The following is a 25,662-nucleotide window of genomic DNA, read 5'->3' as shown; positions in this document are numbered from 1 at the left end:
GCTTGGCACCAAGGGTGGCACCAAAGCGCAGCATTGGTCGGCCATGGGGCACGGTTTACAGCCAGTGACGGCGCACCAAGTAATGCTGCGTCAATTCAGCCTCGGGGGTGCCCGGTGCATCTTGGCGTTGGTAGGCCCACGATGCGTGTGGTGGCATCGACAGCAAGATGGACTCGGTGCGTCCGCCCGACTGTAGGCCAAAATGGGTACCACGGTCCCAGACGAGGTTGAATTCAACGTAGCGCCCCCGGCGGTACAACTGGAATTCGCGTTCGCGTTCACCATAGGGCAGGTGCTGGCGCTGCTCCACAATGGGTAGGTAGGCGCCTAAAAAGGCGTCACCCACGGATTGCGTCATAGCCAGACTTTGCTCAAACCCGAGTTCGGCAAAGTCATCAAAGAAGATGCCACCCACGCCGCGTTGCTCGTTGCGGTGCTTGAGGAAAAAATACTCATCACACCATTGTTTGAAGCGTGGGTATTTGTCTTCGCCAAACGGGGCCAACGCATTGTGGCAACTGCGGTGGAAATGCACCGCGTCTTCTTCAAAGGCATAGCAGGGCGTGAGATCCATGCCGCCACCAAACCAGCACACAGGGGGCTGGCCCGGTTGGCCCGCAGCAATCATGCGCACGTTCATGTGTACGGTGGGCACATAGGGGTTGCGCGGGTGAAACACCAGCGACACCCCCATCGCCTCGAAGGGGGCACCGGCCAGTTCGGGGCGGTGCTGCGTGGCCGAGGGTGGCAACTGTGGCCCGCGCACATGGCTGAAGCCGCAGCCCGCACGCTCAAACACACGGCCCCCTTCGATGATGCGGGTGATGCCATCGCCCTGCAAGCGTTCGCCTTCGGGTTTGTGCCAAGGGTCAATGACGGAGCGCACACCTTGCGGGCCTTCAATGGCCTCAAGCGCATCCATGATGCGTGCTTGTAGGCCCACCAAATAGCCGCGCACCTGTGCTACCGTGCTGTCGGGGTTGAACGTTGGGCTGATGGCTGGACTCATGGGTTTTTGATGGCGCGGTGGCCGATGTCGCGGCGGTACTGCATGCCGTCAAAGTGAATGCCACGGGCCACGTCGTAGGCCCGGTTTTGGGCCAAGCGCAGACTGTCGGCCAGCACGGTCACGCACAGCACACGGCCACCACTGGTGCGCACGACGCCCTCTTGCATGGTGGTGCCAGCATGGAACACCATGGCATCGTCGTGGTCGGCAGGCAGGCCCGTGATGGCATCGCCCTTGCGCGGGTCTTCGGGGTAGTTGTGCGCAGCCATGACCACGCCCAATGCTGGGCGGCGATCCCATTGCAGATCTACCTGGTCTAGGCGCCCATCCACGGCAGCATTGAGCAAATCCAGCATGTCGCTCTTGAGGCGCATCAGGATGGGTTGGGTTTCAGGGTCGCCCATGCGGCAGTTGAACTCCAGCGTTTTGGGACGACCTTGGGCATCAATCATCAAGCCAGCATACAGAAAGCCGGTGAATGGGATGCCATCTTTTTCCATGCCTCGGATGGTGGGCATGATGATCTCGCGCATAGCGCGGGCATGCACATCGGCAGTGACCACTGGCGCGGGCGAGTAGGCACCCATGCCGCCGGTGTTGGGGCCTTCGTCGCCGTCTTTGAGGCGCTTGTGGTCTTGGCTGGTGGCCAGAGCGGCCACATTTTTGCCATCGCACAGCACAATAAAGCTGGCTTCTTCGCCTTCGAGGAATTCCTCGATCACTACACGGGCACCACCGGCGTTGTGCGTGACGCCGTATTTGTTGTCTACGAGCATAAAGTCCACGGCATCGTGGGCTTCTTGCAGGTTCATGGCGACCACCACGCCTTTGCCAGCGGCCAAGCCATCGGCCTTGATGACGATAGGCGCACCCAATCGATCGACAAACGCATGGGCGGCGGCGGGATCGGTGAAGGTGTCGTAATCGGCGGTGGGGATGCCGTGGCGGCGCATAAATGCCTTGGAAAAGGCTTTAGAGCTTTCGAGTTGGGCTGCGGCTTTGGTGGGGCCAAAAATGCGCAGGCCATGCGCCCGGAACTCATCGACCACACCAGCGGCCAGCGGCGCTTCGGGGCCGACCACGGTCAGGCCAATTTTTTCAGCTTGCGCCCATTCACGCAGTTGCACCACATCGGTGATGGGTAGGTTTTCAAACTTGGGATTTAGGGCGGTGCCGCCGTTGCCAGGCGCGACAAAAACGCGCGTGACTTTGGGCGACTGGCTGAGTTTCCAAGCGATGGCGTGTTCGCGGCCACCGCCGCCAATGACAAGAACTTTCATAATGCAGCGTTGTGGTAGACCTCTTGGACATCGTCCAGGTCTTCAAGGATGTCGAGGAGTTTTTGCATACGGGCGGCGTCTTCGCCTTCTAGGGTGATGGTGATGTCGGGGCGCATGGTGACATCGGCCGCATCGGGCGTGAGGCCCGCCGCTTCTAGTGCGTTTTTTACAGCTTCAAACTCGGCAGGCGAGGTCAGCACCTCGATGGCGCCGTCGTCGTCGGTCACAACGTCCTCTGCCCCTGCATCCAGAGCCACTTCCATGACTTTGTCTTCGTTGGTGCCGGGGGCAAAAATGATTTGACCCACGTTTTTAAACTGAAAAGCCACCGAGCCTTCGGTGCCCATGTTGCCGCCGTATTTGCTAAAAGCATGGCGCACTTCAGCCACCGTGCGCACGCGGTTGTCGGTCATGGTGTCAACGATGATGGCCGCACCACCGATGCCGTAGCCTTCGTAGCGGATTTCTTCGTAGTTGACGCCCTCTTGGTTGCCGGTGGCTTTGTCAATGTTGTATTTGACGCGGTCGGCGGGCATATTGGCTGCCTTGGCTTTTTCTACAGCCAAGCGCAGACGCGGGTTGGCGCTCAAGTCGCCACCCCCGGCGCGGGCAGCGACGGTAATTTCACGGATGATGCGGGTCCAGATTTTTCCGCGCTTTTCGTCCTGGCGGCCCTTGCGGTGCTGAATATTCGCCCATTTGCTGTGTCCGGCCATGGGAAGTCCTTTTGCTATCCTGATTTAATCTAACCCTCCGATTCTACTTTTGCCTATCTCTTTGCTATGGCCGATCTTTTGTTGATGGCAAACAACTGTCCAATAGGAGCAGTTTGGCAGCCAGCGAAAAAACTGGAGCATGCACCATGGGCTGGTGGACGCAACGGCTGATTCATCACTATCGGCGTGGCGTGCTGGTGTGCACGTTGGTCTGGTTAGGGGCGGCTGCCGGAGTGCTGGTGGGTTGGTGGCCTGCACAGCCACAATGGGCGTTATACCTGTTTGCCACGATGGTGGTGTGGGCATTGCTGGCCTATATTGTGCGGGCAGCACGCGAACGTTTTGTGCGCGAGGCGGCTTTGCCACAGTTTCTCAAACGCAAGTTGCGTGACGCCTATCCGCATCTGGCGCAGAAAGATGCGGAGTTGGTGGAGCAGGGGCTGCGGCAGTTTTTTCTGGCTTGTTTGCACAGCCGCAAAAAGTTTGTGGCCATGCCATCGCGGGCGGTAGATGTGTTGTGGCACGAGTTCATCTTGCATACCCGTGCCTACCAAGGCTGGTGCCAGAGTGCGTTGGGGGTTTTTTTGCACCATACGCCCGCCGAGACCTTAGGACGGCGTGCCAAGCACAACGATGGGTTGCGCCGGGCTTGGTATTGGGCTTGCAGGCAAGAGGATATTGACCCGCGTGCCCCCACCCGCTTGCCACTGCTGTTTGCGCTGGATGCGCAGTTGGGTATTGCCAATGGCTTTTTCTATCTGCCCGATTGCACCGACATTGCTCGCAAAAACGAGATGGGTGGCAGTGGCGGTGCCGTCTATTGCGGTACTGACTTTATGGATGCCAGCTACGATGGGGGGGCCGATGATTTTGGTGGTGCCGAATCTTCTGATGGGGGCAGTGACGGTGGAGGCGATGGGGATGGCGGTGGTGGTTGCGGTGGTGATTGAAAGGCTTGACCAGAGTTGCCACCCGATGCTGGTGGCCATAAAACCATAGCTGAAAGAGTCGCTTGCATGGGCAATGGGGCCAATTCATTGCAGGATAATCCATCCTGCCATGTGATCTGCCCCGCCGGGGTGAACTGCCATGCAATGGAGAATTCTGCAATGCCTCTGACTGCTCCCACCCCTGATGATGTCATCCAAGCGGCTGCACGCCTGAAAGGCGTGGCACACCATACGCCAGTATTGCGTTCCAGCACTGCCGACCGCTTGTTAGGAGCACAGTTGTTCTTTAAGTGCGAAAGTTTGCAGCGCACAGGATCATTTAAATTTCGCGGCGCTTTCAATGCCTTGTCCCAACTCAATGCCGAGCAGCGTCGGCATGGGGTGCTGGCCTTCTCAGCGGGCAACCATGCCCAAGCGGTGGCCTTGGCCGCACGCCTGTTGGACATTCCGGCAGTGGTGTTTATGCCCGAAGATGCCTCTACTTCCAAAATGGCTGCCACGCGCCACTATGGTGCCCAAGTGGTGACCTACGACCGCTACACCACCGACCGCGAAGCCCTCAGCCGCCAGTTTGCCCAAGAACGTGGCATGACGTTGGTGCCACCGTCTGAGCACCAACAGGTGATTGCCGGGCAGGGCACCGCGGCTTTAGAGCTGTTGGAAGAGGTTCCAGATCTGGACTACCTATTTGTTGCCGTAGGTGGCGGCGGTCTGTTGGCAGGCAGTGTGCTCGCTGCTCAGGCCCGCGCCTCGTCCTGCATTTTGGTGGGGGTAGAGCCTGAGGCGGGCAACGATGCCCAACAATCTTTGCGTAGCGGGCAGATTGTGCAAATTGCGCCTCCGCACACCATTGCCGATGGGGCCAGAGCCGAGAGCTTGGGCAAAATCGTTTTTAGCTTGCTCCAACCCCATGTCCAAGACATCGTCACGGTCAGTGATTTACAGCTCCTGCACGCCCTGCGCTTCTTTGCTGAACGAATGAAAATCGTGGTCGAACCCACGGGTGCGTTGGCCATTGCAGGCGCCCGCCACGGTGGCTTGGATATTCAGGGCAAGCGTGTAGGCATCCTCATCAGTGGGGGCAATGTTGACATGGCCCGTTATGCTCGGTTCTTGGCCGATTAAGCAAACTGCGGCCCTAAGGCTTAGCCGCCTGAGACAGTAGGGCTGCGCCAATCCTGCAATTGTTCTACCGGCATGGGGCGGCCAAACCAGTAACCTTGGTAGAGCACACAACCGAGCTGCTCCAACATATTGCGTTGCTCTTGGGTTTCCACCCCTTCGGCCAACACCGACAGGTGCAGACTGTGCCCCATACCCACAATGGCCTTGACGATGGACAGGTCATTGGCATCGATCAACAAATCGCGCACGAATGATTGGTCAATTTTGAGCTGGTCTAAGGGCAGGCGTTTGAGGTGGTTGAGCGAAGAATACCCGGTGCCAAAATCATCCAGCGACAGCTGTACGCCCTGGCCCTTGAGGGTTTGCATTTTGGCGATAGCACCCTCCATGTCCTCTACCAGTTGGCTTTCGGTCAACTCCAGCTCAAGTCGGTTGGGGTTGGCGCCGGTCTCTTGCAAAATACCGACCACCTGCTCTACAAACCGGGGATGGTGTAATTGGTGGGCGCTGATGTTGACAGCAATTTGCAGATGCGCTGTGTCTGAATGGTTGCTCCAGCGCCTGATTTGCATACAGGCTGTGCGCAAAATCCACAGCCCCAGTGGTTCGATCAGCCCCGAGGCTTCTGCCAAACCAATAAAGCTGCCAGGGGCGACCAGCCCACGCTGCGGATGCTGCCAGCGCACCAACGCCTCTACACCAAACATGCGGTGCTGGCTGTCCACCTGGGGCTGGTAATAGAGCAAAAACTGTTCGCGGGCCAAGCCTTCGCGCAGATCGGCTTCCAGTGCAGCGCGGGCGGCCACCACCACTTCCATATCAGGCTTGAAAAAGCGCAGATTGTTGCGTCCTTGGGCTTTGGCCTGAAACAATGCCAGATCGGCATGTTTCAGAATGGCTTCTACCGAGAGCTGGCGGCTGTCGAGCACTGCAATGCCAATGCCTGCCGACGCACGGTATTCCAAGGTGCCAATAGGGTAGGGGGTCTCTGACAGGGCTTTCAGAATATGTGTGGCAGCGTATTCAATCTGGTGTTGGGTGCTGGCCACTTGGGGTTTGTGTTCGCCCATCAGCAGGGCAAATTCGTCACTGCCCAAGCGGGCCACCATGTCACCGGGGCGGGCGCAAGCGGTCAGGCGCTGGGCAACTTGTTGCAACAACTGATCTCCTGCACTGTGCCCGTGGGTGTCGTTCAGATCTTTGAAGTTGTCGAGGTTGATCAGCAGCAGCGCATGGCTGCCTTGGTGCGTATGTGGCTCATTCAACCATTGTTGCAAGCGTTCCATCAATTGCTTGCGGTTGGGCAGGTGGGTGAGGGGATCGTAAAAAGCCAATTGATGGATTTCTTCGATAAATTGCCGCTGTTCGGTGATTTCGGTTGAAATACCACACAGGGTGTATCCCTCCTGCCCTGGCAGACCCAATGGCAGCTTCACGGACAAGAACGTATGTTTTTTGGACTGCCCCAATTTGTGCCCAAATTCCTCCTTCACCAGCCGCTGGCCCGACTCCAGCACCAACTCATCAACTTCTCGAATCCGGGCTGCGGTGGCCGGATCAAAAAAGGCCTCATCGGTTTTGCCCAGAATCTGCTCTACAGACAGGCCCAAAAACTCACACAGTTTGCGGTTGGCATATTGGTAGCGCAATTGCGGGTCTTTGATAAAAACATGGGCTTCAATGCTGTTGAGAATAGTAGAGAGCTTTTCTTCACTGGCACGCAGGTTGTATGTTTGGCGGGCTACCTCGCGGCGCAACAGCAGTACGCCCGCCAAGGCCAATAGCAAAAGCGCCGCCACAGCACTCAGTCCCCACCAGAAGGCTACGGGTATGGTCGATGGTGTTTTTTGACCACTCCAGTGCTTGAGATTCTGAAAATAGAACGAATCAGGATTGGCCTGCCAAGCGGCCAAGTGGGTGTCTAGTGCGGCCAGCAGGTCGGCATTGCGGCCCTTGCGGGTGGCGTAGTAGAGCTTAGAGGGCAAAAAAATCAGGCTGGTCGGCTGTAGCCGAAACTGGTGGGCGGCTTGATCGCCAAAGTGATAATTGACGGCAGCCGCATCGGCTTCACCGGCAGCCACCTTGGAGAATGCCTGCTCAAAATTTTGCGCTGGAATCAGGTGTGTCTGCACGCCAAAGCTGGCGAGCAAGGTGCGAAGGTACTCTTCTTGCACAGACCCTGCCAGCACGGTCAGGCGCTTGCCTTGCAGATCGAGCATTGAATGCAGCACCACGCCGTCGCGCCGGTAAATCTGTGACCAACTGTGCAAAGCGGGGGTTTGGTGAAAGTCCAACGAGGTGGCCCGTTGTTCGCTGTAGGCCACATCTGGCATCAAATCAATATCACCAGACTCCAGGGCCGCCAAGCAAGCCTCCCAAGTGCAATGCACAGGCCGCAACAGCCAACCCTCTTTGCGTGCGATTTCTTGCAACAGATCACCCAAAATCCCACTGGGTTGGCTATTGGCAGCAGCCATGATCTTGGGAGGGTTGTTGTACACCCCCACATGCACTTCTTTGGGGGCTGCCCGCGCCCCAGATGCTGTCACCGCTGCCCAGGCCAGCAACAACAGCAAAGACGCCAGCAACCCGCAACCCTTGCACCAGTGCCATACAGAACGATCAGATGGAAGCGTGTTCATGATTTTTCTCTGTCATGGTGAGCAGGTGGTCATTGCAGAAATGGTGTGGCAGTGCCGAGACCATCGTCGGTACACGGTTTGAACATTTCTCGCATTTTCTTCGCAGCTTGAGCACACCGCATACCATGCACCACCCCGCATCCACCACTCCACCAAAAAGCAACACCCACGCCACACCCGCACTGCATAAAACGCACAATCATGGTGCCAATCTGCACCAAAAAATGGTTTCATGCTCTATTTTGGGGCAAGCTGCGCAACACAGCCCGTACAGGTGAAGCATCGGCACCTATCAGCCGCAAAGGCAAGGCGATGAGTTCATAGTCGCCTTCAGATACAGCATCCAGCACCAAATTTTCCAGCACCCGCAGTTGGCGTCGATACAAAACCTGATGGCCAGGTAGCTGGGTGCTGTCTGCTGGATCGATGCTGGCGCTGTCGGTGCCTACCAGCACCACCCCTGCATCGGCCAAACGCTCCAGTGTTTCAGGGGCAAAAGCCGTCAGGGCGGCGTCCCACTGTGTAGGGGCCTGAGGGTAAGTGCGCACCAACACGCGCGGCGGTAGGGCCGTGAGCGCATGGGCCAGATGGTGCCACTCGATCAACGGCCCACAGTGCATGGCATGGATAACACGGCACGGCCCAATAAAAGGCTCCAGCGCCAGCAGACCCACTGCCACCCCGTTGGCGGCATAGTGCAAAGGTGCATCGGCATGGGTGCCCACATGGGGGGACAAGGTCATGGCACTGAGATTGACCGGGCAATCCGCAGAAAGCGTGGCACACCATTGCTGGGAATAAGGCACATCCCCTGGATACACCGGACTGCCAGGGTGCACTGGGGCCGAAATGTCCCAGAGTTGGCGCACATCTGGCTCCAATGGGAACGCTGCCATGTGCGTCAGGGCGCTGGGCCTGCCAGAGGGGGCAGGCCGTGGCGTTGGCGGGCCTTGTCGCAGGCATAGTCGCCAGCGGCAAACTCGCGGCAGGGCGAAGGCCGCCACTCGTAAATACCGCAAGCCACTTGCTGGCCGATCTTGCCGGTCAGTGCTGCGCAGCGCACCTGCAAATGGTCGGTGCCACGCATGCGGCACAGGCTGGCGTTCACCTCCACGACCAGCCCATCGGGCACCGTACCTCCACGCTCCTGCAATTCGTGTACCGAGAAATCTACGCGAAAACTCGCGCAGCAGGCACCACAGCTTAGGCAGGGATGGCTCATTCGCTCTGGCGTCCCAACAGCAAATACTCCATCAACGCCTTTTGCACATGCATACGGTTTTCTGCCTCATCCCACACCACAGATTGTGGGCCGTCAATCACCTCTGCGGTCACTTCTTCGCCGCGGTGTGCGGGCAAGCAGTGCATAAACAGGGCGTCGGGCTGGGCCAGTGCCATCATCTCGGCATTGACGCACCAATCGGCAAAGGCTGTCTTGCGTGCCTCGTTTTCGGCCTCATAGCCCATACTCGTCCAAACATCGGTGGTGACCAAGTCAGCACCTCGGCAGGCATCGAGCGGGTTGCTAAAAAATTCGTAACTGCCTGCGCTGGCCCCGTTGGCTCCCACCGCCAGTTGCTCATCTACTTCGTAGCCACGCGGCGTGCTCACATGCACTTTGAAGCCCAACAACTGGGCTGCTTGTAACCACGTATTGGCCATATTGTTGCCATCGCCCACCCAGGCCACGGTTTTACCAGCAATGCTGCCCCGGTGCTCAATAAAGGTGAAGATGTCTGCCAAGATCTGGCAGGGGTGAAACTCGTTGGTCAGGCCATTGATCACTGGCACCCGCGAATGTGCGGCAAAGCGTTCAATTTTGGTCTGCTCAAAAGTACGAATCATCACCAGATCGACCATGCGGCTAATGACACGCGCCGAATCCTCAATCGGCTCGGCCCGGCCCAATTGGCTGTCGCCAGTGGTCAAATGCACCACGCTGCCACCCATCTGGTACATGCCCGCCTCAAAACTGACACGGGTGCGGGTGCTGGCCTTTTCAAAAATCATCGCCAGCGTGCGATCCACCAGTGGGCGGTGCTTTTCGTAGGCTTTGAACTTGTGTTTGATCAGGGCGGCACGCTCAAACAGATAGGCGTACTCGTCAGTGTCCAGGTCGTTGAATTGCAGGTAATGTTTCATCGGGTTCTCAAGCAGCCAAGAAGGCTTTGACCAAGGGGGTCAGGAGGGCAACGATCAGATCGGCTTCACCTTCAGTCAGGATCAGTGGAGGCACGAGACGAATCACGCTGTCGGCCGTGACGCTGATGAGCAGCCCCGAATCTGCAGCCACCCCTACCAAGGCACCGCAGGGTTTGGCCAGCTCAATGCCAATCATCAGGCCCATGCCCCGCACATCGTTCACACCCTCTACATGGCCCAGCGCCTGTTGCAGGCTTTCTTGGAGATAGGCGCCTACTTGGGTGGCATTTTTCAGTAAATCATCTTCTTCGATGATGCGCAGGGTTTCGAGCCCGGCACGCATTGCCAGTGGGTTGCCGCCAAAGGTGCTGCCGTGGTTGCCTGGCTGCAATACTTGGGCGGCCTTGGGGCCAGCCACCACTGCACCCACCGGCACACCAGAACCCAGGCCTTTGGCCAGCGTCATCACATCGGGCACAATGCCCGCCCATTGGTGGGCAAACCACTTGCCCGTGCGGCCCACGCCAGTTTGCACTTCGTCAATCATCAGCAACCAGCCGCGCTCATCGCAAAGCTGGCGCACCTGTTGCAGGTACTCTAAGCGCATTGGGTGCAGACCACCCTCGCCTTGAATGGTTTCCAAAAATACCGCTGTGATGTTGGGGTTGCCATCGGTGGCCTGCTTCAAGGCTTCGATGTCGTCTTTGGGTACACGCACAAAACCCTCGACCAGTGGTGCAAAACCCGCCTGGATTTTGGGATTGCCGGTAGCCGACAGGGTGGCAATGGAGCGGCCATGAAAGGCTTTTTCATAAACCACCACCTCGGCACGTTCAATACCCTTGTCGTGTCCGTATTTGCGGGCAATTTTGAGCGCGGCCTCGTTGGCCTCCAGCCCTGAATTACAGAAAAAGGCATTGCTCATGCCCGTCAACTCCACCAGCTTGGCAGCCAGTGCCTCTTGGTGCGGCACGTGGTAGTAGTTGGACGTGTGAATGAGGCGGGTGAGCTGGTCTTGCAAGGCAGACACCAGCTTGGGATGGTTATGCCCCAAAGTATTGACGGCAATGCCCGCCAGGGCGTCCAGATAGAGCTTTTCGTTCACGTCCCAAACGTGGCAGCCCTGACCGTGCGAGAGCGCAATGGGCACACGGCCATAGGTGTTCATGACGTGGGGCGAAGTGGCCTCAATGAAAGCGGTCATGCAGAAATCTCCAGACAGGGCAGATAACGGGCCACAAGCCTTTGCGGCCCCAAAGAACGCTGATTCTAGTGGCGCAAAATGTCTGGCACGGCTGTTGCGTGCAATCTGCCATAACCCGTGGAAACTCTTATCTCTTATATAAGAGTTAGAATCACGCACCACGGCGTTGCCCGCAGCGATCCTGCACCGACCGTTTCACTATCCTTCCTTTACCCAGATGGCTTCTCCTTCCACCCAAGAGGTTTTCATTCAGGGCATCACCCACAGCGGAAGAACTTTTCGCCCCAGCGACTGGGCTGAACGCCTCGCCGGAGTCATGAGCCAGTTTCGTCCCGGCGGTGCCCAACCTGGTAGTCACCTCAGTTACTCACCTTGGTGCGTACCTACGGTGATCCACGGCGTCAAATGCGTCATTGTCAATCGCGCCCTGCGTGACCACGAGCCTATGGCCTGGGACTTTGTCATGAACTTTGCCCGCGACAACGAGTTGCAGGTGGCAGAGGCTTGCCTGTTGCCCGATCCCCCCTCTGGCTCTTCTAAGCGCCCATAAAAAAACCGCCCAAAGGCGGTTTTTTCATTTTGCTAACAGCGCACCCAGTGCAAACGGCAGATGGGCTGTGCCCATCTGTGCGATTTGCCTGATGAGGCTCAGGCGGCCAGTGCCAGGGCCTTGACCTTGGCAGACAGACGGCTCTTGTCGCGAGCGGCCTTGTTCTTGTGGAAGATGCCCTTGTCGGCCACGTTGTCCACCACAGATTGCATCTTGGCAAACAGTTCGGCAGCCTTGGTTTTGTCGCCAGCCAGAACAGCCTTTTCGACGTTCTTGACAGCGGTACGGTACTTAGAACGCAGCGAGGTATTGGCGGCGTTCAGTTTGGTGTCTTGGCGGACGCGCTTGCGACCGGATGCCAGACGGGGGTTCTTTTTCTTGGGTTTAGCGGATGCCATTGTGTGTATTCCTTGTGTTCGAGGATGATGCCAGCAAAGCCCGCGATTGTAACCCAGCCATTCCAATCACCCCGCCAGCGCATACACTGGCGCTGTGTCACTGTTCAAAGCCGCCTCTACCGTTTCTCTGCTAACCCTGGCCTCGCGCATCACGGGGTTGGCACGCGATCTCATCATGGCCTCGATGTTTGGCGCTAGCGCGCTCACCGATGCCTTTAATGTTGCTTTTCGCATCCCCAATTTGTTCAGACGTTTGTTTGCCGAGGGGGCGTTCAGCCAAGCCTTTGTGCCGGTGTTGGCTACGGCCAAAACGCAACATGGCGAAGAGGCTACGCGCCAACTCATTGACCATGTCGCCACCGTGCTGGCGTGGGTGTTGGTGTTGGTTTGCATTCTAGGGGTGGTGGGTGCGCCGATTTTGGTGTGGCTGCTGGCCAGTGGCTTGCGCCAAACCGGCGAGGGTTTTGATGCTGCCGTAGACATGACGCGCTGGATGTTCCCCTACATTGGTTGTATGTCGCTGGTGGCGCTTTCTGCCGGGGTGCTCAACACCTGGAAGCGGTTTGCCGTGCCAGCGGCCACGCCTGTGTTGCTCAATTTATGCATGATTTTGGCCGCCTGGTTGGGGGCACCACTGCTCAAGGCGCAGGGCATAGAGCCCATTTATGCGATGGCCGCTGGCGTGATGCTGGGTGGCGTGTTGCAGCTGGCCGTGCAAGTGCCGGTGTTGTACCGCTTGGGCTTGTTGCCGCGCATTGGCATCACTTGGCGTGCCTTGCGCCAAGCCGGGCAAGATGAGGGCGTGCGCCGCATTTTGCGCTTGATGGCTCCTGCCCTGCTGGGCGTGAGTGTGGCGCAAATCTCCTTGATGATTAACACACAAATTGCCTCGTATCTGGCCCCTGGCAGTGTTACTTGGTTGTTCTATGCCGATCGGCTGATGGAGTTTCCCACCGCCCTGTTGGGTGTGGCCTTGGGCGTAGTGCTTACGCCACAACTGGCTGCTGCCAAAGCGGCAGGTGATACGCAGCACTATTCGGCCATGTTGGATTGGGGCTTGCGTATTGTGGTGTTGTTAGCAGTACCTTGTGCGATTGGTTTGCTGGCTTTTGCCCAGCCGCTGGTGGCTACTTTGTTCCACTATGGTGCTCTCAAAGACAGCGATGTGCAGCAAATTGCCTTGGCCCTGACTGGCTATGGCGCTGGGCTGTTGGGGTTGGTTGCCATCAAAGTATTGGCTCCGGGGTATTACGCTAGCCAAGACATCCGCACCCCTGTCAAGATTGCAGTGGTTGTGCTGTTGATTACCCAATTGCTCAATTTGGCTTTGGTGCCACTGTTGGCCCATACCGGTTTGGCCTTGTCGATTGGTTTGGGCGCTTTGGTGAATGCGTTGTGGTTGTTGATCGGCTTGTTGCGCCGAGGCAGCTATTGCCCCCAACCGGGTTGGGGGCGCTACAGCTTGCAAGTGGGTGCAGCCAGTACCTTGCTGGCCGCTTTTTTACTTTGGGCCAGCAGCCATTTTGATTGGATTGCTCTGCGCAGCCACAGCTTAGAGCGGGCAGGCCTGCTGGCCTTGCTGCTGGTGGGGGCCGTGGTGCTGTATTTTGGCTGCTTGCGGCTGGCGGGTTTGAACCTGCGCCAAACTTTGCGCCGCTGAGCCCAGGCGCTAGCCCTTACACCAGCCCGGCCACGCTGAGTTCTTTTTTCAGGTAGGCGTAAAACAAAGGGGCAGCCACCAAACCAGCGGGGCCAAACACAGCCTCAGCCACAAACATCACGCTCAGCAGTTCCCAAACGCCCATGTGCGTGCGCTGGCCCACCACTTTGGCGTTAATCACATATTCGGCCTTGTGTATCAAAATCAGAAAACCCAGACAGGCCAGAGCCGCCACTGGCGACACCGACAGTCCCACCACTGTGATGATGGCATTGCACAGCAAGTTGCCCACAATCGGCACCAGCCCTGCCACAAAGGTAATGGTGATCAGGACTGGCGTATAGGGCAGTGCCATATCCCACAAAGGCAATACGATCAGTAAAAAAAGTGCGGTGAGCAGGGTGTTGAAGGCGGCAATCCAGAACTGTGCCGCCACAATTTGCCGAAAAGCCTCACCAAACAGTGCGATGCGCAACACCAACTCTTGGGCCAAGGGCCCCCGCACTCCCCCAACGTGGCGCACCGCAGCCAACGCACCAATCAAGATGCCTACATAGGCAAACAGCAAACCACTCAACCAAACCCGACCTGCCAGTGCCAACGCTCCAGCCTTGGCTCCCAAATAGCTGGCAATACTGCGCTGGATTTCTTGTGCCCCATCAGGCAATTGCTGCGCGATGTCAGGGGGGAGCTTCTCGCGCAGTTCAAGCACCGTGCGGGCCATATAGTCCAGCAGTTCGCGGTATTGCTGTGGTGCTTCCACCAGATAGCCTCGCGAGTGCGACAAGCCAAGTCCCAACAAGGCCAGTGGGGACAACATGACCAGTGTAGCCGCCACCACTTGCGCCCAGCGGGGCACACCAATATGCCCCGGCACGGGGCGCGCCAACATGGCAAAACGGGGGGCTAACCAGCGTGTGAGCAAAAAACCCAAGCAGACACACAAAAGCCCCGGCAACAAGCCACGCCACATGATCAACAGCAGCGCCGCGGCCATCAGCAGGTAGCTACTGAGCACTACCCCAGGAGGGCTGCAAGTTTGTGCCGATAGCGGCGGCACAGCACCTGCAGATGGCAGCAAGGCAGGAACAGGGGGCGGCGCAGAGGAACGCGCGGCCGTGGGGGGCGGCCACTCCATAAGGGTTGTGTAACCTTGGCTTAGCGCACGACGACGGCAGCGCCTTCGCCACGCGGCGCAATGGCGCCAATGGTGTAGACCTGCTCACCTGCTGCGCGCAGAGTAGCAGCCGTGGCTTCGGCGTGCTCTGCGGCCACCACCACCACCATGCCAATGCCGTTGTTGAAGGTGCGGTTCATCTCGATATCGTCAATGCCTGCGGTGGCTTGCAACCAAGCAAACAGCTCGGTTTGTGGCCAGCTGCCTTTTTGCAGATGCGCTGCGGTGCCTTCAGGCAGTACACGCGGAATGTTTTCCAGCAAACCACCACCAGTGATATGGGCCAGTGCCTTGATGGGGTGTTGTGCCAGTGCGGCCAGCACGTTTTTCACATACAGGCGCGTTGGCTCCATGATGGCCTGCTTGAATGATTTGCCGTCCAGCGTGGCGGGCGCATTGGCACCAGCGCGTTCGATGCACTTGCGTACCAAGCTAAAGCCATTGGAGTGCACACCGGCAGAGGCCAGTCCTAGCACCACATCGCCGGGTTGCACATTTTGGCCGGTGAGAATTTTGGATTTTTCGACTGCACCCACCGCAAAACCGGCCAAATCGTATTCACCGGGGGGGTACATGCCGGGCATTTCGGCGGTTTCACCACCGATCAGGGCGCAGCCAGACAACTCGCAACCCTTGGCAATGCCTCCGACTACGGCAGCAGCGGTATCCACATCCAGCTTGCCGCAGGCAAAATAATCCAAGAAGAACAAGGGCTCAGCCCCTTGCACCAGCACATCGTTGACGCTCATGGCCACCAAGTCGATGCCAACGGTGTTGTGCATGTTCCACTCAAATGCCAATTTAAGCTTGGTGCCGACACCATCGGTGCCAGAGACCAGCACTGGCTCTTGGTAACGTTTGGGGACTTCAAACAGAGCACCAAAGCCACCGATGCCGGCCAGCACGCCTTCGCGCATGGTCTTTTTTGCCAGTGGCTTGATGCGCTCGACCAGCGCGTCACCAGCATCGATATCGACGCCAGCATCTTTGTACGAAAGGGGAGTAGGATGGGATGCAGAGGAGCTCATGGCGGGCGTGGCACGGACTAGCGTGCTGACAGACTAGAATTTGCGCAGATTCTACGGGCTGCGCGTTCGGCGCTGTCCAAAGTTGCCCCAGGAGTCGTGCGGTCAACGGCACTAGCAACCCCTAACCGCCGCCAACCACAGCTTGCCAGCCCTGCTGGCCTCTACACTGCTCCCGTCACTTTGCCCGCTGACCCATGCCACGATTTGTCACCCCTTCATGTGCCATCCTGCCTATGCAGGGGCTGTAGCCGTGAAACAGCTTGCCCTAGACATCGGTTTGGCGCCCATGCCTACGCTGGAGCGTTTTTTTCCGGGCCCCAATGCGGCGGCACTGGAGCATGTGTTGCAATCGGTGCATACCAGCACCAGTGATGCGCATTCACCTGTGCCTACCTATTTGTGGGGTGAGCCCGGCAGTGGTAAATCTCATTTACTCAAGGCAGTGCGCGAGGCGCTGCGCGAGCAGGGCGCCAGCGTGGGTTGGCGCGATGCCCGCAGCAAATACGCCCCCGCCTTTGATGAGCGTTGGACGGCCGTGATCTTGGATGATGTGCATCTCTACAGCACGTCGCAACAGGCTGTGGCTTTTAACTGGTTCATCAATGCCATGAGCCCTGCCAACGGTGTGCCGCGTTGGGTACTGGCGGCTGGCAACTTGCCTCCTTCAGATTTGCCCCTGCGTGCCGATTTGCGCAGTCGCTTAGGCTGGGGAGATGTATTTCAGTTGCATTTGCTAGACGAAACAGAGCGCCACATGGTGCTGCGCCAAGAGGCTGCAGCGCGGGGCGTGACGTTGGGAGGCGATGTAGTGGACTACATGTTGCGGCGCTTCTCACGCGACCTGGGCAGTCTGATGCAACTGTTAGACAAACTAGACCACCATGCCCTGCGCACCCAACGGGCTATCACCATACCGCTGCTCAAAGACATGCTCGATACCGAGTAATGGGCAGAGTTTCTTTTTTATCTTCATACCTTCCATCTGCTGCAAACCGCATGACCTTTGATTCCCCGGCACACCGCCCCCGACTGGCCCTGTTCGACCTAGACCATACCTTGTTGCCCCTGGATTCCGATTACGAATGGGGTGAGTTCACTACCCGTATCGGTTGGACAGACCCCCAAGAATTCAGCCGCCGCAATGCGGAGTTCTACGCCCACTACCAAGCGGGCACGCTCGACATCCATGACTATGTGCGTTTTGCGATCGAAGCCGTACGCCGCCACGGCCCCCAGGAGGCTGACGCTGCCCATGCCCGCTTTATGCAGGAAGTCATTACCCCGGCCATTCGCCCAGCTGCGCTAGAACTGTTGCGCCAGCACCAGCAAGCGGGTGATCGGGTGCTCATCATCACGGCTACCAACGAGTTTGTCACCCGCCCCATTGCGCAAGCCTTGGGGGTGCAAGAGCTTTTGGCCACCGAGTTAGAGCGTGGCGCCGATGGGTGGTTTACTGGCGAAATCCGAGGCGAGCCCAATATGCGCGAAGGCAAGGTGCGCCGCATGGCGCAGTGGCTGGCCGGGCAGCAGCTCGGTTGGGATGATGTGCACAGCACCTTCTATAGCGATTCCACCAACGACGTGCCGCTGCTGGAACAGGTCAACGAACCCGTGGCCACCAATCCTGATGCCCGCCTGCGCGCTTTGGCGCAAGAACGTGGCTGGCGCACCCTCGACCTTTTTGCGGCCCAACCATGATCAAGCAATTCATCGACAAACTGATCGCCAAGGCCACGCCCGGCCCTCGTCGGGCCAAGCCCCGGTTTGGCAAACGCACAGAAGTACCCGCAGAAGTGCATGGTATTGATCCTTCCTTGGTAGATCACCGGGCGGTCGATGTGGTGCGCACGCTCAAAGATGCAGGTTTTGAAGCCTATATCGTTGGGGGGGCTGTGCGTGACTTGCTGCTGGGGCTTAATCCCAAGGACTTTGACGTGGCTACCAATGCCACACCAGAGCAGGTAAAAGGGCTGTTTCGCCGTGCTTTCATCATTGGCAAGCGTTTTCGCATCGTGCATGTGGTGTATGGCCACGGCAAAGAGAGCGATGTGATTGAGGTGTCCACCTTCCGCGCCTTTTTGGACAACAGTGCCGCAGAACAGGTCAGTGGCAATGAGAAAACCAGCCGTCGTGCGCTCGCGGGCGTGCAACATGCGGTTGATGCCAGTGGCCGTGTGTTGCGCGATAACGTTTGGGGGCCGCAGGATGAAGATGCCACCCGGCGCGACTTCACTCTCAACGCCATGTACTACGACCCTGAAACCCAGATCGTCGTCGACTACCACCACGGCATTGAAGATGCCAAAAAGAAGCTGCTGCGCATGATTGGCGATCCTGCCACACGCTACCGTGAAGACCCAGTGCGCATCATTCGCGCTGTGCGTTTTGCGGCCAAACTCGGCGATCTAGGTTTTGCGCTGGAACTCAAGACAGCAGCACCCTTGGTGCAGTCCCAAGCGTTGTTGGCAGACGTACCACAAAGCCGCATGTTCGATGAAGTGCTCAAGCTGTTACAGACAGGCCATGCCCTTGCCACCATTGACCAGTTGCACAAACTTGGGCTGTCGCAGGGCATTTATCCGCTGTTGGATGTGGTGGTGGAGCGAGCAGATACCGATTTTGTCCACGCTGCTCTGAGCGATACCGACCGGCGTGTGCGTGAAGGCAAGCCCGTGGCGCCCAGTTTCCTGCTAGCCTGTGTGCTGTGGGAAGATGTCCGTGCGGGCTGGAATCGCCGTATGCAATCTGGAGAATTGCCATTGCCTGCACTCTATGAGGCGATTGACGACACGCTCGACCAACGCATTGGCGATATTTCAGGCCGGGGCAAACTGGCTGCCGATATGCGCGAGATCTGGGTGATGCAGCCACGCTTTGAAAAGCGCACAGGCCGGGTGCCCGACAGCATGGTCGCGCAACTGCGCTTTCGGGCGGGGTTTGATTTTCTCTGGCTGCGTGCTGAAGTGGGTGAAGTCGATGAGGCTTTGGCCGAGTGGTGGCAGGAATACAGCACTGCCGATGAGCAGCGGCGCTACGATCTGTTGGAACAGGCCCGTGAGGAACAAAAGGCCCGTCAACGTGCGCAGCAACCTGTGGTACGGCGCGTTGCGCCCAAAGTCACCACCGACCATGGCATAGCGCCTGCCGCCCCAGAGCCCGCCAGCAGCACTGGTGAGCCAGTAGCAGCTGCTGCCAAAAAGCGCCGCCGCCGTCGACGCAAACCCGGCACTGGAGATACGGCAAGCCCCTCCAATACAGATTAAACAGGTCTGTCGTATCTCTTATGAAGCACGATGCAGCCACTTTGGCCTGGGTAGGCCTAGGAGCCAACTTGGGCAACGCCGCCAGTGCGCTATGCCAAGCTGTGGAGCAACTCCACGCCCAGCCTGGCATCAGGGTGCAACGCACCTCATCACTGTACCGTAGCGCCCCTGTCGATGCAGCAGGGCCTGACTACCTCAATGCAGTGGCTGAGTTAAGCACCTCCCTGGCACCCCAAGCCCTGTTAGAAGTGTTGCAGGCCTTAGAGCTTGATGCAGGGCGCCAGCGCCCCTACCGCAACGCTCCTCGCACCCTTGATCTAGACATTCTGTGGTTTGGTGATCTGCAAATCGCCACCAGCACGCTCACCGTGCCGCACCCCCGCTGGCACGAGCGCGCTTTTGTGCTGTTGCCGTTGGCCGAGTTGGTGCCCGAACGCATTACCACGGCACAGCTGCAAGGTGTGCAAGGGCAACGCATCGAGCGCATTGACCATGCCCAGTGGCAGACTCCAACCTACGGCGGAGTCCCCAACGTTTAACGGCGCCGCAGAATGTGGACGAACTCCGGGCCTACCGTTTGCTGATCAATCAATTCATTGCCGGTCTGTTTGGCAAACGCCTTGAAATCACGCAAGGAGCCGGTGTCGGTGGCTACCACCTTCAGGAGCTGGCCACTCTCCATGTCGGCCAGTGCCTTTTTGGCCTTGAGAATGGGGAGCGGGCAATTGAGACCGCGTGCATCAACTTCTTTACTGATGTGCATGGATGATAAATGTGGTTTTAAGCAGGAAAGACGCCGGTGGAGAGGTAGCGATCACCTCGGTCACACACTACAAACACGATAGTGGCATTGTGGTGCCGTGCAGCAATTTGTTGTGCTACCCAGCAAGCACCCGCTGCCGAGATGCCAGCAAAAATGCCTTCCTCGCGCGCCAAACGGCGGCACATTTCTTCGGCATCGTCTTGGCTGACCAAGACCAGCTCATCGACAGCGGATGGTTCGTAAATTGCGGGTAGATAAGCCTGCGGCCATTTGCGGATACCTGGAATGCGTGAGCCATCTTGAGGTTGTGCCCCAATGATCGTGATGCCAGGGTTCTTTTCCTTCAAAAACCGCGACACACCCGTGATGGTGCCAGTGGTGCCCATCGCCGATACAAAGTGGGTGATGCGCCCCGCTGTCTGCTCCCACAGTTCTGGGCCGGTCGTTTCGTAGTGGATGCGCGGATTGTCCGCATTGGCAAATTGATCCAGCACGACGCCTTTGCCCTGCTGCACCATGCTGTTGGCCAGATCTCGCGCATACTCCATACCGCCACTTTTGGGGGTCAGAACCAACTCGGCACCAAAAGCCTTCATGGTCTGGGCACGTTCAATCGACAGGTCTTCAGGCATGATCAACACCATGCGATAACCCTTGATGGCAGCAGCCATTGCGAGAGCTATGCCCGTGTTGCCCGAAGTGGCCTCAATCAGGGTGTCTCCAGGGCGAATGGAGCCGCGTTCTTCAGCACGTCGAATCATCGACAGTGCGGGCCGATCCTTCACCGAACCTGCTGGATTGTTGCCTTCGAGCTTGCCCAACACCACATTGCCACGCGCCTTGTTGGCCTGCGCTTCAATGCGTTGCAGAGCTACCAGTGGGGTCTGACCCACTGCATCTTCAATAGTTGGATATTTCATGCGCATAAATGTGCCATAATTCAGACCTACACAAATTACCCGCCCGGGTGGTGAAATTGGTAGACGCGCTGGACTCAAAATCCTGTTCCGAAAGGAGTGCCGGTTCGATTCCGGCCCCGGGCACCAGTCAAAAACCCCATTGCTTCATAAGCAGTGGGGTTTTTTGTTATCCCCTCCTGGGTTGCAGAGGGGGGGCTGGCCGTCTAATATCCGACTGTTATTGTCGGAAAATGCAATCAGGCCATCTGACCGGGTTGATGACCTCGGTACAACCAAGGAACATCCAATATCCGTTCGCCCAACAGTCGCAGTGACAAATCACGTCCCCAGCGCATGGGCCCGGTGGCATGAAAGATGTTGCCATTGCGTTGTGAGCGTGCCTGCACCCGTGCATTGCGTTGCCAACGATTCAGGGCATACCGGCGCAGCCGCAATGGCACTTCCAAGTCGTGCATAGACAGGGCGTTTTGCAGTTGTGTGGCGTCTTCAATGGCCATACCTGCGCCTTGGGCCAGATAAGGGCGCATGGGGTGGGCTGCATCGCCTAGCAAGGCCACCAAACCCTGTGCCATCTGACTGGCATGGCGCAACGGAGGCCGGTCCGACAAGGGCCAAAGCCGCCAGCCTTGTCCTGATGCGGGCACGGCTCGGACAATGTCTTGTAATGCGCTGCAAGTTCCCGTGAGGGCATGGGCCAGATCAGCGGCATTTGCTGCATGATCCCAATGCGCCATATCCTCAGGGGCTGGGCCATGCACAATCACCACCAAATTTTGCCAATCGCCCCGTCGTACGGGGTATTGCACCACGTGCAGGCGTGGCCCTAGCCAAGCGGTTACTTCTTGTGTGCGCAGGCGTTTAGGCAGCGAGGCTTGTCGTGCCAATGCACGGTAGGCTAGATGGCCTGTGCTGCGCGGTGGGCCGTCGCCCAGCAGCTGTGTGCGAATACGGCCCCAGACACCATCAGCACCAATCAAGGCGTCACCTTCAATTTCTTTGCCATCGGTGGTACGAATAAGCACCACGCCATCGGACTCTGCATAGTGGTCGATGGTAATGCCTTGGTTCAGTTGCACTTCAGCACACGGCTGTACCGCCTGCCACAGTAAATGATGCAGATCAGCACGGTGGATAGTGGCATAAGCAGCACCGTAGCGTTGCACCATTTCTACACCCAATCTGAGCGATGCCAGTGTTTGACCACTCAGGGCACTGCGCACATGCAGTTGTGCTGGAAATGCCGCTACAGCTTGTAGGCTTTGTTGCAGTCCCCAATTTTGTAAACACCGAACCACATTAGGGCCAAGCTGTACGCCTGCCCCCACTTCAGTGAATGCGGCGGCCCGCTCATACAGACGAACATCCCAACCCGCACGGGCTGCCCCCAAAGCGGCGGCCATTCCACCGATACCGCCTCCGGCAATCAAAACCTGTTTTTTCATGTCGGAATTGTGCCTGCACTGGCCCGTGTGTTTGAACGATAACCACCATCTATCAGAACCAAGACGGCAATATCGCTGCCAATACTCGGGGTTAATATTCCTTGGGCCATGTGGGGGTATTGCGTAAAAAGAACAACCGCCACGGTCTCATTCAGACCCACTGTGTGCCTATACACCGGTAAGCAATCGATGCTCAGTAAACTTTTGTCAAGACAAGGTCAAGACAATCAAAGACAAACCAGCCCGCATTCAGATGAGGCTATCTTTGGAGCTTAGAGAAAAATACCCATGTGCTGTTGCACACAGGCAGAATGAAGAATGTCCGCCGTGGCGGACATCTTGGAGGCTGGTTTAAATAGCGAATTGTTCGCGATTTTGACCTTGAATCCACTTTGGTGCCTTGCCACGGCCAGTCCAAGTTTGGCCGGTAGCTGGGTCGCGGTATTTAGGGGCTACCTTGGTGCCTGCACTGGTGCTAGCACCACGCGAACGCGCAGGGGGGAAAACATCTTGTTCGGTCAATTGGAATTCATTGACCAGAGCACGCACCTTCTCCACTGCCTCGGCCAATTCAGCCTGGCGGGCCTGCTTGATTTGTGCCTCAAGAATTTCACGCTGCTTCAGGAGTTCTTTGTAATTGGACATGATGGGTCTATGAAATAAGAAGTAGAAAGTGGTGAATTATATTATTGAAGTTGAATCTTTGTGCCATCCACCCAAATGCAGCAAGATATATAACAACCCCTCTGGTCTGCTATTGCGGGCCTAGTGCTTGCACTGCACCTATCTCTAGCCACATGGTCTTGGTCAGAGATTGCTATAGGCAGATACCGTGCGGAAGTGTATTTTGTGCAAATCTTGTCCCCAGTCGGCTGGTATTTCAGGCGGCCATGACCCGGTTCTTACCTGATCGCTTGGCTAAGTACATACCCTGATCGGCACGGCGCAGTGCTTCTGTGCTGGTTTCATCCAGCTCAATTTCTGCCACTCCGGCACTGAAAGTAATCAGCACTTTCTCTGGGCCTTGCATAAAAAACCGGGTGCTCAGCTCGCGTTGCAAGCGTTGCATGGCTTCTACGCCTTGGGGTAAAGAGGTATCTGGCAACACCAAGACAAACTCCTCACCGCCATAGCGGCCCAGCATATCCTGGGGCCGCATGATTTCGCGCACCACATCTGCCAGATGTACCAGTGCCGCATCACCGATATCATGGCCTAAACGGTCGTTGATTTGCTTAAAGTTGTCTACATCCAGTAGCGCAAGACACAGGGGCGTGCCTTGACGACGCGCCCGTGCCAACTCACGCTCCATTACCTCGTCCAAGCCCTTGCGGTTGAGCGATCCGGTCAGGGGGTCATGGCGGGCTTGGGCGCTGACACGGTCTAGCTCCTGCTGCAGTCTAGCCATCTCGGCTTGCTTTTCTTCAGTGCGCTGGCGCAGGTCAGACAACTCACCGTGGGCTACTCTGCTGTCCAGTGCCATCGCACGGGTGGCAGCCATTACCTCTTTGAGCACAGGCGTGATTTGGTGCAGAGTGGTCGCCTTGCCCAGCAAGTCGGCGCATCGCTCTATCTGTTCTTGGTAGTTGCCACTGGAGCGACTCAGGGCGGCCAGCCGGTCAATGAAAATGGCGAGCAACTCCTTCATTTGCTCTTGCGCCTCAACCATGCGGCCTTTGGCTTCGGTCTGCTTGAAGATCACGTCTTTGAGTCGTAAGCGCACATCATCCAAACGGCGCAGTGACAATGTCTGCGCTGTTGCAGCCATCAGCGCCTCGGCCTGACCACTGAGCCATTGGTCATCGGCACTCAATGCAGCAATGTTTTCAAACACCATGTGCAGCAACTCCAGCAGGGTGCTGCGAATAGCAGCTTGGTCTTCTGTGGCAAAAGAGAGCCGATAGCTGAAGTTGGCCAGCATCAATTGTGCGGTGCTGACCGGAGGTTGGGGTTGGCGCAGAAATTGAACCAACTGCTCCCCCAGCATGTGTACGCGCACATCTTCGCTGTCAAGCGCAGGCAGGGTGTATTCGACCATGCGGGCAATTTGTTCTGCCAATTCGTTGGGTAACACCACGGCCAACGTGGTGGGGCCAGCCGGGGCGGGAGGCTCTGCTACGCTGATTTCTTGTGGATGCAGTCCCAGCTTGGCATAGCCCACCAGCACGTTCTGCAATGCAGACCAGTCGTGCAGCGCCACAGCCGCCTCAAACTGATCCAGTAGCCGCTTTTGTGCGGGCGTCTGGCCCGGAATGATGCGCAAAATGTGGCGCAGTGGCCCTTCGGGAAAAGGTGCTGGCGAGCGATGGCCCGCAATTTCGTCATAAAGCGCCTGATAGTTTTCGGGCGTGGGTGGCAAGCGGCGCACCGCCAGTTGCTTAAGGGTTTCGCGTGCGATATCCGAGGGTGGTCGTTGCGCCATGGAAGGGCACCGGTACAAAGAAAGGAGGGATCAGCAAGAGCGGCGAGTGTGACAGACAGCTGCCCACTTGCAAAGCACTGCTGTTGCAAGCCGTCACCCTACCACACAGAGCCGCCTACAATTGGCTGCACTCTGGTTCAGTTCACTCATGAAGATCCTCATTTCCAACGACGACGGCCACTTGGCCCCCGGCATTGTGGCGCTGCATGCGGCATTGTCTACCGTGGCTGATGTGGAGGTGGTCGCTCCTGAGCACAACAACAGTGCTAAATCCAATGCCCTAACGCTGCATTCGCCTTTGTATGTCCACACAGCAGCCAATGGTTTTCGCTACGTCAATGGTACTCCTGCCGATTGTGTCCACATTGCCCTGACGGGGTTGTTGGGTTATCGGCCCGATCTGGTGGTTTCGGGTATCAACAATGGGGCCAACATGGGCGATGACACCATTTATTCCGGCACGGTCGGTGCAGCCATGGAGGGGTATTTGTTTGGTATTCCGGCCATCGCTTTTTCACAGGTAGACAAGGGCTGGGGCGAGCTGCAAGCGGCAGCCCACCGCGCCCGCGAGATCGTGTTGCAATTGCAAGCACAGCAGCGCATTGGTTCTGATCCTTGGCTGCTCAATGTCAATATTCCCAATCTGCCTTTACAGGCCTTGCGCCCTGTGCAATGGTGCCGTCTTGGCAGACGCCATGCAGCCGAGCGTGTCATCACCCAACAAAGCCCCCGTGGTGACACCATGTATTGGATTGGTGGCGCTGGCCCAGCCAAAGACAATGGTGAGGGTACGGACTTTCATGCCACGGCACAAGGCCATGTGTCTATAACACCATTACGAATCGACCTGACCGACTATCTGCACCTGCAAGACTGGGCGCAGCGCATGGTTTTTGTGGAGTCAGGCAACGAATCGGATGGCCCTGCCACGTCGGCAGACAAGGGGCACTGATGCAGCAACGTCGGCCCGG

At 57.6% G+C, this 25,662-nt stretch carries 25 protein-coding genes and 1 tRNA gene; 10 read left to right on the top strand and 16 right to left on the bottom strand.

Annotation, left to right across the window (positions count from 1 at the left end; genetic code table 11):
* Nucleotides 1–55: 55 nt before the first annotated feature.
* The 3 genes from hemF to ACYVB2_RS10290 are packed head-to-tail and all read right to left on the bottom strand — an operon-like array spanning nucleotide 56 to nucleotide 3,005.
* On the bottom strand, nucleotides 56–1,009 hold the full coding sequence (gene hemF / locus ACYVB2_RS10300) for an oxygen-dependent coproporphyrinogen oxidase (protein WP_460536458.1): 954 nt from the start codon (nucleotides 1,007–1,009) through the stop codon (nucleotides 56–58).
* Nucleotides 1,006–2,289 (bottom strand): phosphoribosylamine--glycine ligase, encoded by a 1,284-nt coding sequence (purD, locus tag ACYVB2_RS10295; RefSeq protein WP_382432311.1) that lies wholly within the window; start codon nucleotides 2,287–2,289, stop codon nucleotides 1,006–1,008. Before purD ends, hemF begins: the two co-directional genes overlap by 4 nt.
* On the bottom strand, nucleotides 2,286–3,005 hold the full coding sequence (locus ACYVB2_RS10290; RefSeq protein WP_382432309.1) for a YebC/PmpR family DNA-binding transcriptional regulator: 720 nt from the start codon (nucleotides 3,003–3,005) through the stop codon (nucleotides 2,286–2,288). The genes purD and ACYVB2_RS10290 overlap by 4 nt, the downstream gene beginning before the upstream one ends.
* A gap of 146 nt (nucleotides 3,006–3,151) precedes the next feature.
* Here ACYVB2_RS10290 and ACYVB2_RS10285 point away from each other — a divergent pair, with 146 nt between their 5' ends.
* Together ACYVB2_RS10285 and ACYVB2_RS10280 are read left to right on the top strand one after the other, a co-directional pair.
* On the top strand, nucleotides 3,152–3,955 hold the full coding sequence (locus ACYVB2_RS10285; RefSeq protein ID WP_382432307.1) for a glycine-rich domain-containing protein: 804 nt from the start codon (nucleotides 3,152–3,154) through the stop codon (nucleotides 3,953–3,955).
* Nucleotides 3,956–4,114: 159 nt separating this feature from the next.
* Nucleotides 4,115–5,080, top strand: coding sequence for a threo-3-hydroxy-L-aspartate ammonia-lyase (locus ACYVB2_RS10280; protein ID WP_382432305.1), 966 nt, complete (start codon nucleotides 4,115–4,117; stop codon nucleotides 5,078–5,080).
* A gap of 20 nt (nucleotides 5,081–5,100) precedes the next feature.
* Here ACYVB2_RS10280 and ACYVB2_RS10275 read toward each other — a convergent pair whose 3' ends face one another.
* From ACYVB2_RS10275 to ACYVB2_RS10255, 5 genes are all read right to left on the bottom strand, one after another.
* Nucleotides 5,101–7,722, bottom strand: coding sequence for an EAL domain-containing protein (locus tag ACYVB2_RS10275; RefSeq protein ID WP_382432303.1), 2,622 nt, complete (start codon nucleotides 7,720–7,722; stop codon nucleotides 5,101–5,103).
* A gap of 230 nt (nucleotides 7,723–7,952) precedes the next feature.
* Complete coding sequence (gene kynB / locus ACYVB2_RS10270; RefSeq protein WP_382432301.1) at nucleotides 7,953–8,618, bottom strand: arylformamidase; 666 nt, start codon at nucleotides 8,616–8,618, stop codon at nucleotides 7,953–7,955.
* A 5-nt stretch (nucleotides 8,619–8,623) separates the two neighbouring features.
* Nucleotides 8,624–8,944 carry a YkgJ family cysteine cluster protein gene (locus ACYVB2_RS10265; RefSeq protein ID WP_382432299.1) on the bottom strand — a complete coding sequence of 107 codons (321 nt, stop codon included), beginning with the start codon at nucleotides 8,942–8,944 and terminating at the stop codon, nucleotides 8,624–8,626.
* A complete protein-coding gene (gene argF / locus ACYVB2_RS10260; RefSeq protein ID WP_382432297.1) occupies nucleotides 8,941–9,864 on the bottom strand; it encodes an ornithine carbamoyltransferase in 924 nt (307 codons plus the stop codon). Before argF ends, ACYVB2_RS10265 begins: the two co-directional genes overlap by 4 nt.
* Before the next feature lie 7 nt (nucleotides 9,865–9,871).
* Nucleotides 9,872–11,068 (bottom strand): aspartate aminotransferase family protein, encoded by a 1,197-nt coding sequence (locus ACYVB2_RS10255; protein ID WP_382432295.1) that lies wholly within the window; start codon nucleotides 11,066–11,068, stop codon nucleotides 9,872–9,874.
* A 217-nt stretch (nucleotides 11,069–11,285) separates the two neighbouring features.
* Between ACYVB2_RS10255 and ACYVB2_RS10250 the strand changes: the two genes are divergently transcribed.
* A complete protein-coding gene (locus ACYVB2_RS10250) occupies nucleotides 11,286–11,618 on the top strand; it encodes a DUF3579 domain-containing protein (RefSeq protein WP_382432293.1) in 333 nt (110 codons plus the stop codon).
* A 98-nt stretch (nucleotides 11,619–11,716) separates the two neighbouring features.
* Here ACYVB2_RS10250 and rpsT read toward each other — a convergent pair whose 3' ends face one another.
* Nucleotides 11,717–12,016, bottom strand: coding sequence for a 30S ribosomal protein S20 (gene rpsT, locus ACYVB2_RS10245; protein WP_091454156.1), 300 nt, complete (start codon nucleotides 12,014–12,016; stop codon nucleotides 11,717–11,719).
* 94 nt (nucleotides 12,017–12,110) lie between these two features.
* On the opposite strand from rpsT, the gene murJ reads away from it, so the two are divergent.
* On the top strand, nucleotides 12,111–13,676 hold the full coding sequence (murJ, locus tag ACYVB2_RS10240) for a murein biosynthesis integral membrane protein MurJ (RefSeq protein WP_382432291.1): 1,566 nt from the start codon (nucleotides 12,111–12,113) through the stop codon (nucleotides 13,674–13,676).
* A gap of 16 nt (nucleotides 13,677–13,692) precedes the next feature.
* On the opposite strand, the gene ACYVB2_RS10235 is transcribed toward murJ, so the two are convergent.
* On the bottom strand, nucleotides 13,693–14,814 hold the full coding sequence (locus ACYVB2_RS10235; RefSeq protein ID WP_382432289.1) for an AI-2E family transporter: 1,122 nt from the start codon (nucleotides 14,812–14,814) through the stop codon (nucleotides 13,693–13,695).
* Nucleotides 14,815–14,834: 20 nt separating this feature from the next.
* Entirely contained in the window at nucleotides 14,835–15,881 is a 1,047-nt protein-coding gene (gene purM / locus ACYVB2_RS10230) for a phosphoribosylformylglycinamidine cyclo-ligase (RefSeq protein WP_382432287.1), read from the bottom strand.
* A 250-nt stretch (nucleotides 15,882–16,131) separates the two neighbouring features.
* Here purM and hda point away from each other — a divergent pair, with 250 nt between their 5' ends.
* Genes hda through folK form a run of 4 tightly spaced genes read left to right on the top strand, consistent with a single transcriptional unit; the run spans nucleotide 16,132 to nucleotide 19,683 of the window.
* Nucleotides 16,132–16,827 (top strand): DnaA regulatory inactivator Hda, encoded by a 696-nt coding sequence (hda, locus tag ACYVB2_RS10225; RefSeq protein ID WP_382432285.1) that lies wholly within the window; start codon nucleotides 16,132–16,134, stop codon nucleotides 16,825–16,827.
* A gap of 50 nt (nucleotides 16,828–16,877) precedes the next feature.
* A complete protein-coding gene (locus ACYVB2_RS10220) occupies nucleotides 16,878–17,579 on the top strand; it encodes a histidinol-phosphatase (RefSeq protein WP_382432283.1) in 702 nt (233 codons plus the stop codon).
* On the top strand, nucleotides 17,576–19,144 hold the full coding sequence (gene pcnB, locus ACYVB2_RS10215; protein ID WP_382432281.1) for a polynucleotide adenylyltransferase PcnB: 1,569 nt from the start codon (nucleotides 17,576–17,578) through the stop codon (nucleotides 19,142–19,144). Before ACYVB2_RS10220 ends, pcnB begins: the two co-directional genes overlap by 4 nt.
* Nucleotides 19,145–19,164: 20 nt before the next feature.
* On the top strand, nucleotides 19,165–19,683 hold the full coding sequence (folK, locus tag ACYVB2_RS10210) for a 2-amino-4-hydroxy-6-hydroxymethyldihydropteridine diphosphokinase (protein ID WP_382432279.1): 519 nt from the start codon (nucleotides 19,165–19,167) through the stop codon (nucleotides 19,681–19,683).
* On the opposite strand, the gene ACYVB2_RS10205 is transcribed toward folK, so the two are convergent.
* Nucleotides 19,680–19,907, bottom strand: a complete 228-nt coding sequence (locus tag ACYVB2_RS10205; protein ID WP_382432278.1) for a sulfurtransferase TusA family protein — start codon at nucleotides 19,905–19,907, stop codon at nucleotides 19,680–19,682. The two genes, folK and ACYVB2_RS10205, sit on opposite strands and share 4 nt — an antisense overlap.
* 17 nt (nucleotides 19,908–19,924) lie before the next feature.
* Nucleotides 19,925–20,827 carry a cysteine synthase CysM gene (gene cysM, locus ACYVB2_RS10200; RefSeq protein ID WP_382432276.1) on the bottom strand — a complete coding sequence of 301 codons (903 nt, stop codon included), beginning with the start codon at nucleotides 20,825–20,827 and terminating at the stop codon, nucleotides 19,925–19,927.
* 41 nt (nucleotides 20,828–20,868) lie between these two features.
* Between cysM and ACYVB2_RS10195 the strand changes: the two genes are divergently transcribed.
* Nucleotides 20,869–20,953: transfer RNA gene (locus ACYVB2_RS10195), tRNA-Leu, on the top strand.
* Between the two features lie 110 nt (nucleotides 20,954–21,063).
* Here ACYVB2_RS10195 and ACYVB2_RS10190 read toward each other — a convergent pair.
* The 3 genes from ACYVB2_RS10190 to ACYVB2_RS10180 all read right to left on the bottom strand — a co-directional run bounded on the left by ACYVB2_RS10190 (nucleotide 21,064) and on the right by ACYVB2_RS10180 (nucleotide 24,691).
* Nucleotides 21,064–22,269 (bottom strand): FAD-dependent monooxygenase, encoded by a 1,206-nt coding sequence (locus ACYVB2_RS10190; RefSeq protein WP_382432274.1) that lies wholly within the window; start codon nucleotides 22,267–22,269, stop codon nucleotides 21,064–21,066.
* A gap of 351 nt (nucleotides 22,270–22,620) precedes the next feature.
* Complete coding sequence (locus tag ACYVB2_RS10185) at nucleotides 22,621–22,914, bottom strand: H-NS histone family protein (protein ID WP_382432272.1); 294 nt, start codon at nucleotides 22,912–22,914, stop codon at nucleotides 22,621–22,623.
* A gap of 235 nt (nucleotides 22,915–23,149) precedes the next feature.
* A complete protein-coding gene (locus ACYVB2_RS10180) occupies nucleotides 23,150–24,691 on the bottom strand; it encodes a GGDEF domain-containing protein (RefSeq protein WP_382432270.1) in 1,542 nt (513 codons plus the stop codon).
* Nucleotides 24,692–24,839: 148 nt separating this feature from the next.
* Here ACYVB2_RS10180 and surE point away from each other — a divergent pair, with 148 nt between their 5' ends.
* Nucleotides 24,840–25,643 (top strand): 5'/3'-nucleotidase SurE, encoded by an 804-nt coding sequence (gene surE, locus ACYVB2_RS10175; RefSeq protein ID WP_382432269.1) that lies wholly within the window; start codon nucleotides 24,840–24,842, stop codon nucleotides 25,641–25,643.
* Nucleotides 25,644–25,662: the final 19 nt, after the last annotated feature.

Source organism: Giesbergeria giesbergeri (genome assembly GCF_054779375.1).
The sequence above is the reverse complement of the archived record's forward strand: the minus strand, read 5'-3'. Positions and strand labels throughout refer to the sequence as shown.